The 14105-nt window shown below is 42.2% G+C and carries 11 protein-coding genes; 3 read left to right on the top strand and 8 right to left on the bottom strand.

The genetic code is table 11. The features are described from left to right. Window positions 1–122: 122 nt before the first annotated feature. From FHW88_RS08330 to FHW88_RS08315, 4 genes are all read right to left on the bottom strand, one after another. A complete protein-coding gene (locus FHW88_RS08330; protein ID WP_176624566.1) occupies window positions 123–2492 on the bottom strand; it encodes a response regulator in 2370 nt (789 codons plus the stop codon). 297 nt (window positions 2493–2789) lie between these two features. Beyond that, window positions 2790–4646 carry a glycoside hydrolase family 35 protein gene (locus FHW88_RS08325; RefSeq protein ID WP_218117142.1) on the bottom strand — a complete coding sequence of 619 codons (1857 nt, stop codon included), beginning with the start codon at window positions 4644–4646 and terminating at the stop codon, window positions 2790–2792. 279 nt (window positions 4647–4925) lie between these two features. Then, window positions 4926–5780: an RNA polymerase sigma factor RpoD/SigA gene (locus FHW88_RS08320; RefSeq protein WP_176624562.1), complete on the bottom strand. Its 855-nt coding sequence runs from the start codon at window positions 5778–5780 to the stop codon at window positions 4926–4928. Window positions 5781–5791: 11 nt separating this feature from the next. Then, a complete protein-coding gene (locus tag FHW88_RS08315; protein ID WP_176624560.1) occupies window positions 5792–6790 on the bottom strand; it encodes an NAD-dependent epimerase/dehydratase family protein in 999 nt (332 codons plus the stop codon). A 148-nt stretch (window positions 6791–6938) separates the two neighbouring features. Here FHW88_RS08315 and FHW88_RS08310 point away from each other — a divergent pair, with 148 nt between their 5' ends. Beyond that, window positions 6939–7412 carry an Lrp/AsnC family transcriptional regulator gene (locus tag FHW88_RS08310; RefSeq protein WP_090525447.1) on the top strand — a complete coding sequence of 158 codons (474 nt, stop codon included), beginning with the start codon at window positions 6939–6941 and terminating at the stop codon, window positions 7410–7412. Between the two features lie 10 nt (window positions 7413–7422). On the opposite strand, the gene FHW88_RS08305 is transcribed toward FHW88_RS08310, so the two are convergent. Beyond that, the gene (locus tag FHW88_RS08305) at window positions 7423–7731 is read right to left on the bottom strand and encodes a hypothetical protein (protein ID WP_090525443.1); all 309 of its coding nucleotides are present in this window, start codon (window positions 7729–7731) and stop codon (window positions 7423–7425) included. 231 nt (window positions 7732–7962) lie between these two features. Here FHW88_RS08305 and FHW88_RS08300 point away from each other — a divergent pair, with 231 nt between their 5' ends. Together FHW88_RS08300 and FHW88_RS08295 are read left to right on the top strand one after the other, a co-directional pair. Then, window positions 7963–8238 (top strand): ArsR/SmtB family transcription factor, encoded by a 276-nt coding sequence (locus tag FHW88_RS08300; RefSeq protein ID WP_176624557.1) that lies wholly within the window; start codon window positions 7963–7965, stop codon window positions 8236–8238. A gap of 78 nt (window positions 8239–8316) precedes the next feature. Further along, on the top strand, window positions 8317–9525 hold the full coding sequence (locus FHW88_RS08295) for an MFS transporter (protein WP_176624555.1): 1209 nt from the start codon (window positions 8317–8319) through the stop codon (window positions 9523–9525). A gap of 70 nt (window positions 9526–9595) precedes the next feature. Here FHW88_RS08295 and FHW88_RS08290 read toward each other — a convergent pair whose 3' ends face one another. The 3 genes from FHW88_RS08290 to FHW88_RS08280 are packed head-to-tail and all read right to left on the bottom strand — an operon-like array spanning window position 9596 to window position 14094. After that, the gene (locus tag FHW88_RS08290) at window positions 9596–10840 is read right to left on the bottom strand and encodes a DUF4998 domain-containing protein (RefSeq protein ID WP_176624553.1); all 1245 of its coding nucleotides are present in this window, start codon (window positions 10838–10840) and stop codon (window positions 9596–9598) included. A gap of 34 nt (window positions 10841–10874) precedes the next feature. After that, window positions 10875–12080 carry a DUF5000 domain-containing lipoprotein gene (locus tag FHW88_RS08285; RefSeq protein WP_090525436.1) on the bottom strand — a complete coding sequence of 402 codons (1206 nt, stop codon included), beginning with the start codon at window positions 12078–12080 and terminating at the stop codon, window positions 10875–10877. A 37-nt stretch (window positions 12081–12117) separates the two neighbouring features. Further along, a complete protein-coding gene (locus FHW88_RS08280; protein WP_176624551.1) occupies window positions 12118–14094 on the bottom strand; it encodes a RagB/SusD family nutrient uptake outer membrane protein in 1977 nt (658 codons plus the stop codon). Window positions 14095–14105 lie beyond the last annotated feature (11 nt).

The following is a 14105-nucleotide window of genomic DNA, read 5'->3' as shown; positions in this document are numbered from 1 at the left end:
AAGGAAGCTAATCTGTTCATTTTAGTGAAATTTATCCTGAAACACGCCAGGATCATTTTACCCCTATGAGTAAATGAAATTTTTATTCAGAAAATAAACAGGAAGTTTGATTCAGGAACATCTTACACATGCTCCTGCTTAAAAACGTGGTGCAATACTTTACTATGCAGTTCATCGGGTAAAAAAGGTTTCATCACAATATCGTCAAAACCTGTTTTATAAGCTTCGTCCTCTACATCTTTGGGAAGATTGGCGGTAAGCGCTATAATGGGGATATTTATACCGTTCAATCTCATTTTTTTTGTGGATTCATACCCATCCATCACAGGCATTTGCAAATCCATCAACACAAGACGATGTTTTGACGTATCCAGCTTGTCAAGTGCTTCCTGTCCGTTGGTTGCCACATCGGTAGCAGCCCCCCAGCGTTTTAAATAAGTTTGCGCCACCAGCACATTCATCGGGTTATCATCAACCAGCAAGATAGAGATCCCGTTCAGAAGCTTATCATTTGCATCGGGTTTAACGTTAACATTAACCGCCTCTGATATTTTACCAGCTTTTTCAAAGGTTTTAATAAAATAAAATACCGAGCCTACTCCTTCCTCACTAATCAACTGCAAGGACGATTCTTGTAACTCCAATATTTTTTTACTGATTGCGAGACCTAAACCTGTCCCACCAAAACTGCGTGATATGGACGAATCGGCCTGGGTAAAGCGTTCAAATATGAGTTTTTGTTTGCCACGGGGGATACCGATACCGGTATCTTTAACAAACACCATTAATGTGGCCGTAGTTTCGGTTTGTTCTTTCACCTCAATCCCTAACACAACCTCCCCGCTTGGGGTAAACTTTATAGCATTATGAACCAGGTTAGTAATTACCTGCGATAAGCGGGTGGGATCGCCAAGCAGTTTATGCTGCAATTTCTTATCAAAATCAAGGCGTAGGGTTATATCCTTATCATGTGCTACTGTTTGCAAACCACCTACTACATTACGGGCAAGTGCAGCCAGGTCCATTTCAATGCTTTCAAAAGTTATCTTCCCGGCTTCTATCTTGTTATAATCCAGTACATCATTCACTATTGCCAAAAGGTTATTAGCCGAAAAAAGCATGACGTTGAGATGTTCGATCTGATCCTTGCGTGGCTCGTTCTTAAGCAGCAGATGGCTCATCCCTATTACCGAATTAAGCGGTGTCCGGATTTCGTGGCTCATCGTGCTCAAAAATTCACTTTTAACCTTTAAACCCTGTTCGGCTTCAGCCCTCGCCTTTTTCAATACAAATGATACCCGGTGCGCTAACACAAGCGACTGCAAAAAGAAAAAAGCGATATATCCTAAAAAACTAACCAGCTGCAACGGAGGTATTAATGCCCAGTAATGAAAAAGCGATATCGCAAATACCGACATTAAAGCAAACGCGCTCATTAAAGCATAAACAGATCCAGGCCTGTTATTGCGCCAGGCTTTTGAGTATACATATGGAATATAAACGAGGCAAAACAGCATCACTGCTAAAAATGGGTTCACGAGCTGGGTAAAAATCCACGGAGGACTAAATAATGTCATTAAAGTGAACGAAAAGCAAATGCCATTAATAATATTTACAACCCGCCGATTTACATCTGCCGGATATAAGTATAACGTGTAAAGCCCAAACAGACCTATCCCCGAAAATAAGCTCATATATTCCAACCGGGCCGTTATGTACCAGTTAATATCAGGCAATAAGGTGTGCAGCACATAGTTATCTGTACCTATGATCCGGTAACTATAAACTATCGAGAACAAGGCAAAAAGTAAAATGGCTTTATCACGGCTGCCCAGCAGATATAAACCAAGAAAAAATAATCCCCCCATCAGTAAACAGCCCGTCAGCATCAGATCAATACCTTCGGCGCGATGCCGGGCCAGGTCAATTCTTTCCGCAGGCCCTATGAAAATGGGTTTACTGATTCCTCCTTTACTGTGTATAAAATTGGAAATTTGTAATGTAATATTGATGGTATCACTGTTGGGCAGGGCAACAGCATGATATTCCCAATGTGCTTCAAATCCCTTTCCGGAAGTAGTTACCTTCCCGTTTGATGATACTAACTTTTTGTTAATATACAGCCTGTACGCGCTGTAAACATCAGGCATGCCCAGCTTTAATTCGCCATGTTTTTGGGGAAGTAAAATTTTAAGCCGGTATGTACCATAGCCAAACGCAGGTAGCTTTTTGCCCCGCCAGGCATATCCACTCCATTTAAATGGAAACTCAACCAAAAGCCTGTCCTTAATAGCAGTAGTGTCATTGGGATTTATTAATTGGTTCCAATAAAACAGCCAGTTTCCGGTCAGTTCAATTTTATCATTGACAGGCTGATTACGAAGATCGAGTACGCCGTGCACCGCGGCTACATAGGTATTTTGGGCAGATACCCTCGCTATGGTTCCGATCAATAATATAAATATAACATATAGAACCTTACTGATCTTCATCGATTTACGGCACTTATTATCAAACCAAAAGCTTACAAATTGTTTCGTTCGGGAATAAGAAACAGGATTTATCTTCCTTAATCTAACTTAAGGATTTCATAATTAAGTGTGAATATACCAACCCGTACGAATATTTAGAACTATTATTAAGGCTTATCTATTGATATAAACAATAGGTTAAATTACTTCTTATTTTTAAATAGTAATAGTTAAATATTAAAACCCAATCCTGTTAAATAACAGCCATAAAAAAACGACAGGATAGTCTCCTGCCGTCATTCATTAAGTTAAATTATATTATTTACTTACCAGGCCATCTAATACCGGCACGGTTACCGTAGCGATCTCTGTTTGCTGGATATCATTCAACTGATCAAGTACAACGATGCTGTTTGTACCTTTTTTAAGCCAGCAGCCTGGCAAATAAAGCGTTTGCTGCGGGCCAATTTTCCAATAGCGACCAATGTTGATCCCGTTTATGAATACTATACCTTTACCCCAATTCTTCATGTCTAAAAAAGTATCTCCCACTTTATTCAGGTCAAATGTCCCCTGGTAAAGTGCTGGATGGCCGGTGGTGTTTGTTGTGCCTGCCCCGAGCGTCGGTACTTTATCCATAGGTAGCTTATACATTTGCCAGTTGCCTGTAATTTCATGATCATCAACCTTCACCGGGCTAATGATTCCTTTAAGATTGTGAATGATCTCGGCCCCGTAATTGATCCTGCCAAGGTTTTCAACCAAAATATCCAAACGCGCATTAAAAGGAATATTTATAGGGCAGCTAAATTTATTACTTTGCCTGTTAAGCTCTGCAACTTTTTCGCCATTTACATATATGGTCGCATAATCCCGCAGGCCTTCCAAGTTTAAAGTGCCGCTGACAGGTTGGGTAAATTTACGGCTGTATAATACATAGCCATGACCTTGCTTAAGCGTTTCAAATGTTTGCGGGGTATCGCTTTCTACAGCGGGCTGGTCTTTCGCCATCTCCAGCAAATCGGCCGTTTTGGTAAGCTTAATAGCCGGAATGCGGATCACCGGAAGCTGCGCGGGCACTTCAGGAACAGCATAAGCTGCATACTTTTTCATCAGGTTGCGGATAGCTGTAAACTTGGGAGTTACCCATCCTGCCTCGCTGATAGGGGCGTCATAATCATAGCTGGTAATATCCGGCTGAATTTGATGTTCCTTGTCATAATTAGCACCGCTTGTGAAACCAAAATTGGTGCCACCATGTGCCATGTATATATTAAACGATACGGTATCTTTCAAATACTTCTCCAGGTCTTTAATTACCGAGGTTTCTGATACTTTTTCAAATTTCTCGCCCCAATGGTCAAGCCAGCCAGGATAATATTCGGCCACCATATAAGGGCCTTTTCCTCCGTTATATTGGTTAATGAGCTTCTTCAAATTTTTGGTATCACCTTCGCCATTGGCAGTTGGCAATGCCCCTTTAATTACGCCGCCTTCAAACAACCAGTCGCCATCAGAAGTAAACAATGGCACATCAACGCCCGCTTTTAAAAGCAGATCTTTTATAGCTGCGCTGTAAATTTTATGATCGGCAAGCGGCACATCCTTACGCTGGGCTACATATGATCCAAATTCATTTTCGGCCTGAACCATGATTATTGGCCCGCCATGGGTTATTTGCAGGTCTTTAACCTGCCCCATCAACTGGTTAATATAAGTTTTGCATGAATCAAGGAAGCGTTCGTTTTTACTGCGGATAACCAATTGTTTATCATTTTGGAGCCACCACGGATAGCCGCCAAATTCCCATTCGGCACAAGCGTAGGGCCCCGGCCTTAATATTACCATTAAGCCCTCCTGCTGTGCGGTTTTTACAAACTCGCGGATATCACGATTATCGGTTTTAAAGTCCCATACACCCGGACTAACCTCATGATGGTTCCAGAAAACGTAAGTGGCAACCGCATTCATACCCATTGCCCTGAGCATTTGCAGGCGCTGCTTCCAGTAAGCTTTAGGGATTCTTGCAAAATGCATTTCGCCCGAGTGGATTTGGATGGGTTTTCCATCATAAATAAAATTGCCATCAGCAATTTTAAAACTATGTTTCGCCTGGCTAAAAACCTGTGAAATTATGAGGGTTAGCAATAATAAAGAGAGGAGCATTTTTTTCATTTGCATTTGTAGGGTTGAACATGATTGACCGTATATTAAGTATACCGACCATGATGTTTTTAAGTTCCTAAATTATAAAGGTTAAATAGGAATGCCTAATTTCCTGCGATCTTAATTTAGCGCAAACGTTTGCTTAATTCAGCGAATGCAAGATAAATGGTTCCGGAACTCATTTTAGTCGCAAATTAGCCCTGAATAATGGGCTGGTGAAGTTAACCAACAAAGGATAAAGCACCGAAATAAATTAAGACACAGAAAATAAAATCCCTACCCCTTATCTTAAATTTCAAGTTTTTGCAAATTAGCACTTTCCCTAAGCTTGTCAATAGCCCGGTTTCTTAGCTGCCTCACCCTTTCTGCGCTAATACCAAGCCGGTTACCGATTTCGGGAGCCGAGAGTTCACTGTGCCCGTCCAGACCATAATGATAAAACACAACAGATCGTTCAGCATCGTTTAGCTTATTAAGCAAATCATCAAGCTGTTGTTTAAGTTGGTAAGCTTCCAAAAGGCCTTCTATTCCGGGTTCATCTGTATGTAAACGATCAAGCAGGCTGTATCCGTCATTGCCGGGTGTACCGGCTTTATCATACGAATGTGTAAAAGGCGCCGCATGCAAAGCTTCTTTCACTTTCCATTCAGCAGTTTCCAGGAATGCCGCTATTTCATCCTGAACGGGCAGTCGCTCAAGTCGTTGTTCCAGAACCCCTGTAGCCCTGTTAACATGAACAATCATATCTACCTGGTTGGCAGGCAGGCGGATCATCCGCGTTTTATCTAACAGTGCTTCCATGATTCGCTGCCTGATCCACCAAACTGCATAAGATATAAACTTGAAGCCGCGGGTTTCGTCAAACCGTTTCGCGGCTTCAAGCAAACCCAAATTACCTTCGCTTATCAGGTCGCCCATGGGCATGCCCTGGTGCTGATACTTTTTTGCCACGGAAACCACAAAACGCAGATTGGCCTTTACCAACCTATGCAAAGCCGACAGATCTCCCTGCCGGATCTTCCGAGCTAACAGAACTTCTTCTTCCGTATTGATAGTTGGCTCGCGGGCAATATCACTAAAATACTTCTCCAGCGAAGCGGCATCCCGGGCTGTGATCGATTGGGTAATGTTCAGGTCTCTCATTAAACCCTTATTTAACTCACTGCGGCAGTATTGCTGTTATTTTTATAAACAGGTGTAAGATGACCGAGCATATCTGCAGTCATAGTAACAAGATCATATTCAGGACGCCAGTTCCAGTCGCGCCTTGCTTCAGCATCCTCAACACCGGCGGGCCATGAGTTCGCAATGGACTGGCGCTTGTCGGTGTTATAACTAATGGTAAAATCGGGCAAGTGATTTTTCAACTCTACGGCAAGCTGAGCAGGTGTAAAACTTAAAGCACCGATATTATATGCTCCGCGTTCTTTGAGTGCTTCCACGGGCGCGTTCATCAGTTGAAGTGTAGCCCTTACCGCGTCATCCATATACATCATAGGTAATGCGGTGTTGGGGCTTAGGTAGCATTCGTAACGTCCATTCTGCAAAGCTTCGTGAAATATAGCTACTGCGTAGTCTGTAGTCCCCCCGCCAGCCGGGGCGCTGTAGCTGATCAATCCTGGATAACGCAAGCTGCGTACATCCACTCCATAATGCTCCCTGTAATAGGCGCACCATTGTTCACCAGCTTCCTTGCTGATACCGTAGACCGTTTGCGGATCAAGCAAAGCATTCTGGGGACTGATCTTACGTGCTGTTGAAGGCCCGAATACAGCGATACTGCTCGGCCAAAACACTTTATCCAATTTATGATCTTTGGCTGCTTCCAATATATTAAGCAGGCTTTGCATGTTCAGGTGCCATGCTTTTAGCGGGGCCTCTTCTCCTTTGGCAGATAAAGTAGCTGCAAGGTGATAAATTTGAGTTACTCTACACGTAGCAACCAGGTTTTCCAGCTCATCTTTATCTAATACATTTAACTGATGATATGGCCCCTCTAAATCCGGGGTTGCCATAGCATCATGTAAGTCGGTGGCAATTACTTGTTCCCTGCCATAAACATTTCTTAAAGCGGCAACCAGTTCGGTACCGATCTGCCCCCGGGCGCCCGTAACAAGGATTACCGGCGATAGTTGTTTTTTGTCGTGCTTCATAGTATTACGATGTAAAATTGTATATTCACAATCTCATAATCCACACAGCACTTAAAATTTGGTTTTTAAGACTAAAAATCTTCTTAAAAACAGGTTTTAAAACTTTTGATAAATATTTAAAGCTTATATTTTAGTTTTTATAACTCTCATGCTCAACCAACTCGATGAAACAGATATCCGCATACTCCAGCTTTTACAGGAAAATGCGCGCCTTACCGGCCAGGAGATAGGCCTTAAGCTTAACAAAACCACTACTCCTATCAATAACAGGATCCGTTCGCTCCAGGAGCGAGGCTATATTAAAAAATACGTTGCGGTGCTTGATCATGAAAAGCTCGAGCTGGATTTCATGACCTTTACGCATGTGCAACTGAAAGATCACAGTCAGCACAGTTTAAGTCATTTTGAAAGTGAGATCATTAAACTTCCGGAAGTACTGGAATGCTATCACCTCACCGGCGATTTTGACTTTATACTTAAGGTAACCGTAAAAGACCGCAAAGAGTACTATGATTTTTTGATGAACCGGCTTTTCGCGGTCGTTGCAATTGGTAAAGTAGAAACCAAACTCGTGATGAAAGCTGCGAAAACAGAAACGGCTTTACCAATCGGCAAACAGTAGTTTTAGTGCATTAAAAATAGGTCTCCGTAGACGCCACAAGCGAAAGCAGCTCAAGCTTGGGTTCGACTTCTAAATCACTGGCTTCAAGTTCGTCAGCAAACTTATGGAACGAAGCCAGCCCTTGTAATACCAGGTGGGCTTCTTCATTTTCGAGCTGATCGAAATGCATAAATGTTTTACCGTCGGGCAATAGCCATGCTGTATATTTAATACCGGGATGATTTAAAATTTTCAACTCTTCAACAATGGCAGCGATGTTCCGCTGATTGGTGGCCGCAAACTCCGCGCGTGTGGTGTATTGTACTCTTACTACTTTCATACCATAAAATTAAGATCAGCACGATCACTATTAAACAGGCAAAAGTGCCAACAAACGGGGGTATTTGTGACAAAATGAAGCATCGGAGAAGCATCTCTCCTCCATAAGGCCTGCCCATATATCCTTTTATTGTCATTTATATGCTTTAAATACATAGAAACATTTCTATATGTTAATATTATTTTACCTTTACATTATAACGTTGATTACATATAATTGACGGCAAAAAAAATGGACAACAAAAAAATAGAGAAAATATCCAGGGCGCTGAGCGATGCAAACCGGATAGCTATTTTACAACAGTTTAAAAAAAGGAAAGATTGCCTTTACTGTGCAGAGGTAAACGACCTCCTTGACCTTACCCAACCTTCCGTATCACACCATCTTAAACAGCTGGTTGATGCCGATTTATTGTTATCACAAAAAGAAGGCCGCAACCTTAAATATGTATTGAACCAGCAGGTACTTGATGAATACATTGCCTGCCTGAACGAATTGAAAAGTTAAGTATTAATATCTTCTGATTTAACCTGCTATTTCAATGCGAAAACATCGAAACATTCAAATATTTAAATATATCTACTCATGAATAGATTAATCTACATTATGGCCCTTGGTGCCTTCGGTATCATAACCACGGAGTTCGGGGTTATCGGTATCCTTCCCGACCTGGTGAAAGAATTTCATATTTCCATTGATACGGCAGGCTGGCTGCTTAGTGCCTTCGCGTTAACGGTGGCGCTTGCAGGACCGTTTACCAATATGCTAACAGCACGTCTTAACCGCAAATTTGTGATGTGCCTGGTATTAGGGATATTTGTTATTTCTAACCTGTTATCGGCAATAGCGCCGAACTTCACCGTACTTATAATTGCCCGTATACTACCGGCATTTTTGCACCCGGTGTTCTGGGCAGTATCCATGACTGCGGCTGCAAAACAAGCGGGGCCAAAAGATGCGCCCAAAGCCATCTCTATAATAATGGCCGGGCTTAGCGTTGCTACCGTATTGGGGGTGCCTCTCACCACCTACATGGCAGATCTTTTTAGTTGGAGGGCATCTTTTATCTTATCAGCCGTTATTAACTTATTAGCCTTTGGCGCGTTGACGCTATTTGCACCTTCAATGCCGGTTAATGAGGAACAGGCAAGTCCCAAAAGCCAGGTAAAGCTGCTGCGGAGTGTACACTTATGGATTAAGCTACTGGCTTCAACCATTATCCTGGCAGGCATGTTTGCCACCTATGGTTATCTTGCCGAATACCTGGATAAAGTTTCGCGTATGAGCGGAGCTCAAATTAGCATCATGTTGCTGGTATTTGGAGGTACAGGGATAGCCGGCAACTGGCTTATGGGTATAGCGCTTAGTAAAAATGTAACGTTTACAACGCGGCTGTTTTTGCTGTCTTTAGTTGCAACCCATGTATTGGCCTATATGTTTGGCGGACATTTTATTCCAATGGTTATTATTCTTTCAGTTTGGGGATTTATACACACCGGAGGATTTTTAGCGGCAAATATACAGCTTACCCATGGCATTCAGGAACCAGCGCTTGACTTTGTAAACAGCCTGCTTCCCTCCTTCTTTAACGCCGGTATTACATTGGGTACTTTACTGGGTGGTTTTGTGATTGCCCATTATGGTATCCACCAGGTAATCTGGATGACAGTACCACTGCTTTTACTTGCATTTGGCATGAGTTTTATTACCTCAAATGCAATAAAAAAATCAATATCAGCTCAAATTAAGGAAATACCTGAGGACGAACCTGTACAGGTAGCCATTTATGAATAAGCTCAATTGTAAACGATAGCTAAATTAAAGTAAAAAGTCCCTGGCTTACACCGGGGACTTTTTATCATTTTTAATTTTTAAACAGTTTAATATTAAACACCGTAAAATAATTGCCTGGGTTTCCATTACCAACCAGGTTACCCAGAAATCCTATGGACACAACCTGCGGTGAAGAAAGTGTAAAAGTAAAAGTTTTCACATCCCTTGAACTCGGACTGGTTGTACCAGCCTTTGCGCCGTTATACATCTTTACAGATCCCAGCGCTGTTGAAAGGTCTGCGAGTATCGGGATGCCGTTCCCTCCGGCGGCTGCCACACAGTAAACCGATGAATTTGATTGCACTTCCGAATAGGCATCAAATGACACAGTATAACTTCCTGCCGATAGCTGCGAAGACGTAGCCTGATATACTATACCGTTTACAACAGGTGTATTGTTCCATGTTTCCCAGTTAATAGTACCGCCGCCATCAGAACTATAGCCCCCATTGGTACCGCCATCTTTATTTTTGGCCGCCGCATTAGTTACCCAGGGCGCAGCGAGGGTTCCCCAACGGCCATCAAAGGTGTTTCTTTGAAAAGGCCCTGTGTTTAAAAGGTACGCATTAGTTACATCGATTACTTTCTGATCTACGTAATCTGCATAAAAAGTATCGATGGCCGTTTTATTTGGTTTAAAACCTGTGCGGTAACTAAGCGTTTTTCCGGCATTAAATTTAGGCAGAGAGGTGCTTAAACCAGTTGGCTGTGATACAATTACTGTATCGCGTTGTTTATTGGCAGCATCTGTGTATTTTAGTTCCATTGAAACCAATCCGTCATCAGCATTAACGTCAGCCCAGTTAATTAACGCGGAGCCATCTGTTTGTAATTTGACCGCGATTATACCTCTGTTGATAAGTGAACTTTGGTAAAGAGTACCATATACATTAGCAGCCAATGTAACCGGAACGGAAATATGGCCCCCGTTATCAAAAGTGCGGACCTCGAAGGTCATTGTACCTTCAGGTAAATTAGGTATGACCAATTTAGCCGTGTCAACCCCTGATGTACGGGTTACAGGCGTTTCTATCGAATCTTGTTTACTGTTCCAGTATACCCGGTATTTCACAATTTTAGGATCAGATGTAAACAGACCAGTTAGCAAAACACGGTTCTTGCCAGAAAACACCTGAACGGAATCCAGTTTGCCCGGATATATTATTGCCCCATTGGGCTCATATTTCTTTTTATAATCATCCATTTTTGTACAGGCGCTCATAGTGAAAGCAGCCAGCACTAAAAGATAGCATGATGTTATTTTATATAGTTTCATAATTGTAATTAAATTGATAAATGCATCGGCCTTGTTACTTTCCAAACATGGTAAATTCACTGATACTCATAAAGTACGATCCTGTCCAGTTACGCAAGCTCCTGATCCTGATGTATCTGTAAGCACTTAATCCGGCCGGAAAATCAAAGCCCCATCCATCGTGTGCGTATTTATAATCAGCGGCTGTTTCCGTACCTGAAGGTGAACCAGATGGTTTTACTATGTTACAGGTTAACAATTTCGTCCATGAAGCATCCAGCGCGCCATTCACATTTGGCGAATTTGATCCCCATATTTCAAAATCACGCAAATTACCCCTTACATAATATACATTACCGATCTCGATGAATGGATTGAGAATAAAGCGGCTGAATACCCTTTGTTTACCAAGATCGATTGTTACCATTTGCGGGCTTCCGGCACTTTCAACCGTAAAGAGGCAATTTGGCCAACCGCCGGTAAAGTTTCCATCAAAAATTTTGGTTACATCGGTATATGAATACAAGTTGGTTGCGTCGCCTGGCAGCTTGTAAACCGACCAATCCGATTTTGAAAACTGCTCCTCATAAAAAGGTGTAAGATTTAAAAATAAAGTATCGGATTTATTTAAAAATCTATCCCTTACAAAGAATGCGTACTTACGCTCAATAGCCGGCTGACCTCTTACAGCAGCTTTTATTGAGATGCTGTTACTGTAAACATTATCCATACCCTTTGGCTGCACATATAAACCATTGTTAGCGGTATCAACCATTGGTACAATAACCAGGTTATCTTGGGTAAGGTTATCACAAGCAATGTTAAAACCACCGAAAGTAGCAGTTATTTTAAGTGACCGGTAAGCAAGAAGATACGGTGGCGTTAAAGGGTTTGCTGTGACACTAACAGGTGCCGAAACCTTTTCGCTTGAATTTACCGCGTAAAGTTTTATCACATGTGCCAGGGTATCGCCAAAGCCATCAACAGTTAATGTATTGGTGTAGCGTGATGCAATTACCTCGCGTGTTTTACCCGGAGAGGTTTCGTAAACTGCTTTTACGTAAAACAGGTCATTATCTCCGGGTAACGTATAAGTTAAACTGGCTTTACCGTTTTCGTTTTGTACCTGCACGTTGGTAACAACTCCAGGCGGGTTGTTATTAGTTATAGTAGGTTTATTAAGTGTTTCCTGCTTACAGCCTGTTATTATTGTCGCTAACAACCCGATCCAGAAAGCAGCACGTAATTTTATTGTTTCCATGTGAATGTTTTTATTGTTAAACATATTATCGCTATATCTACCAGTTAGGGTTTTGAACCAGGTTTTGGTTAACCAGTAAATCGCTTTCTTTTATTGGCCATAAGTAATCGCGCGGAATCACAAAATGCCGCGAAAAAATCAACCGTTCGCGGTAATATAACTGAGGTGAATTTTCGCTTATTGTCCATCCTGTTACGTTTCCGTTAAGTTCAATACCGGCTGTTTTCCAGCGCAAAAGATCCCAAAACCGGTGACCTTCAAAACAAAGCTCAAGGCTACGCTCGCGCTGAATGATTGCCCGCATTCCCTCTTTCGTAGTATATTTAGTTGGATTAATACTGTAATTAGTCCAGGCATCCTGAACCGTAGGCAGGCCGGCCCGCGCTCTCACGCGGTTTACGTAGGTATATACATCAGCTACAGGCCCCTGAGCTTCATTTAATGCCTCTGAATAAAGCAAATACAGATCAGACAAACGCATTTCGGGCCAAGGGTAATTGATATAGGTAACCGTTGCCCATTCGTAGTGCCAGTTAAGGGCTTTTTTCATATAAAAACCAGCAATTGGTATAGGTGACGATTGCCCAACTTCGGCACCGCGGGCCTTCATCCACCAGGTATCTTCATCGGTTTTAGTTGGGCTGTTGGCCATATACCAAACACCGCGGTCAAATCCAAGGTCGGCATAATAACGTGGCTCCCGGTCAAAATTAAGCCTTGCAGTTGTTTCCCCTTCTTTGATGTTAAAACGCTCGTCATGTGTACCAACCCTTAGCTGAGCTATATCACTAAAGTCAAGCGTTTTATCTTCGTTAATCGGCACCCCGTTTTTAGTGTAGAACATCTTAGCCATTTTTAAGGTAGGGCCAAGTAACGGGCGATTGGCTGACTTTGCGGCATCGGCATTGTTAAAATCGTATTGCCCGGCGCACATCGACTGGAAGAATGAATTATAGTTGATGTTATTATTGGCAGTTAGCCCCCATATCAGCTCTTCATTCCACTTTTCGCTCATCGCGTTTCTTATACCCATTTGAGTCATAGTAGTTTGACTAAGTGGATTAGTAGGTGTAGGAAACGTATAAAGGCGTATATTTTGCGACTCGCAAAAATCAATGGCTGCTTTGCAGGCATCGGCAGCGCGCTGCCATTTTTCGGCACTAAAAGTGGGGTTAAACAACTGCTCGCCATCCTTATTCTTGAATGAATTATAATCCGGGTTGCCATTAAACAACGGGCTCGCCGCCGTTACTAACAATTTGGCTTTCATACTCAAAGCAGCCGCCTTGGTAACACGCCCCAGTTCACTTCCTTCATTCCTGATTGTTAAGGGTAATTTTGCGGCAGCCTGATCATATAACCCGGCTATATAATTTACTACTTCATCAACCGGCCGGCGTTTTACCCGTATATCGTCAATGGACGCGTCAATAGGCAGATTTTTATCGATAATGGGTATTGGCCCATACGCTCTGAAAAGTTGAAAATGATAAAAAGCCTTTAAAAATTGGGCTTCTGCTATCCAGCGCTCACGTGTGTCAATATCCAAGTCCAGCACTTTGCTTTTGTCGCTGACATTTTCAATAAAGACATTACAATCCCGTATAGCCTTATAATTCGCAGCCGCGTCCCTGGTACCATTCATATAATTGGCTATAGGGTCAGACGAGTTTTGGAATCCTCTGGGCAGTTGCAGTACGTTTGTTGACCGTATGTGATTTGCAGGGTCTTCCACCCAAACTTCATCACTGGCGGTAAGCCCAACATTATAAGTGGGATCTGTTTCCGTTGGCAGGTATGAGTAGCAGGTAAACAAATACTTCTCTGCCTCGGTTTGTGAAACAAAGGCGTTGGCTATTGTTGATACGTTATCAGGAACAACATCCAAAAATGATTTTTTACAAGATGTTACCGGTACAATCATTATTAAGGTCATTATTACCAGGGAGATATTCCTCTTTGGTGTTTGACTTAATACCGATTGCTTAATTTTTTGTATAAAATTACTTTTCATATAATTAATTT

This window comes from Mucilaginibacter sp. SG538B (assembly GCF_013376065.1).
Taxonomy (GTDB): domain Bacteria; phylum Bacteroidota; class Bacteroidia; order Sphingobacteriales; family Sphingobacteriaceae; genus Mucilaginibacter; species Mucilaginibacter rubeus.
The sequence above is the reverse complement of the archived record's forward strand: the minus strand, read 5'-3'. Positions and strand labels throughout refer to the sequence as shown.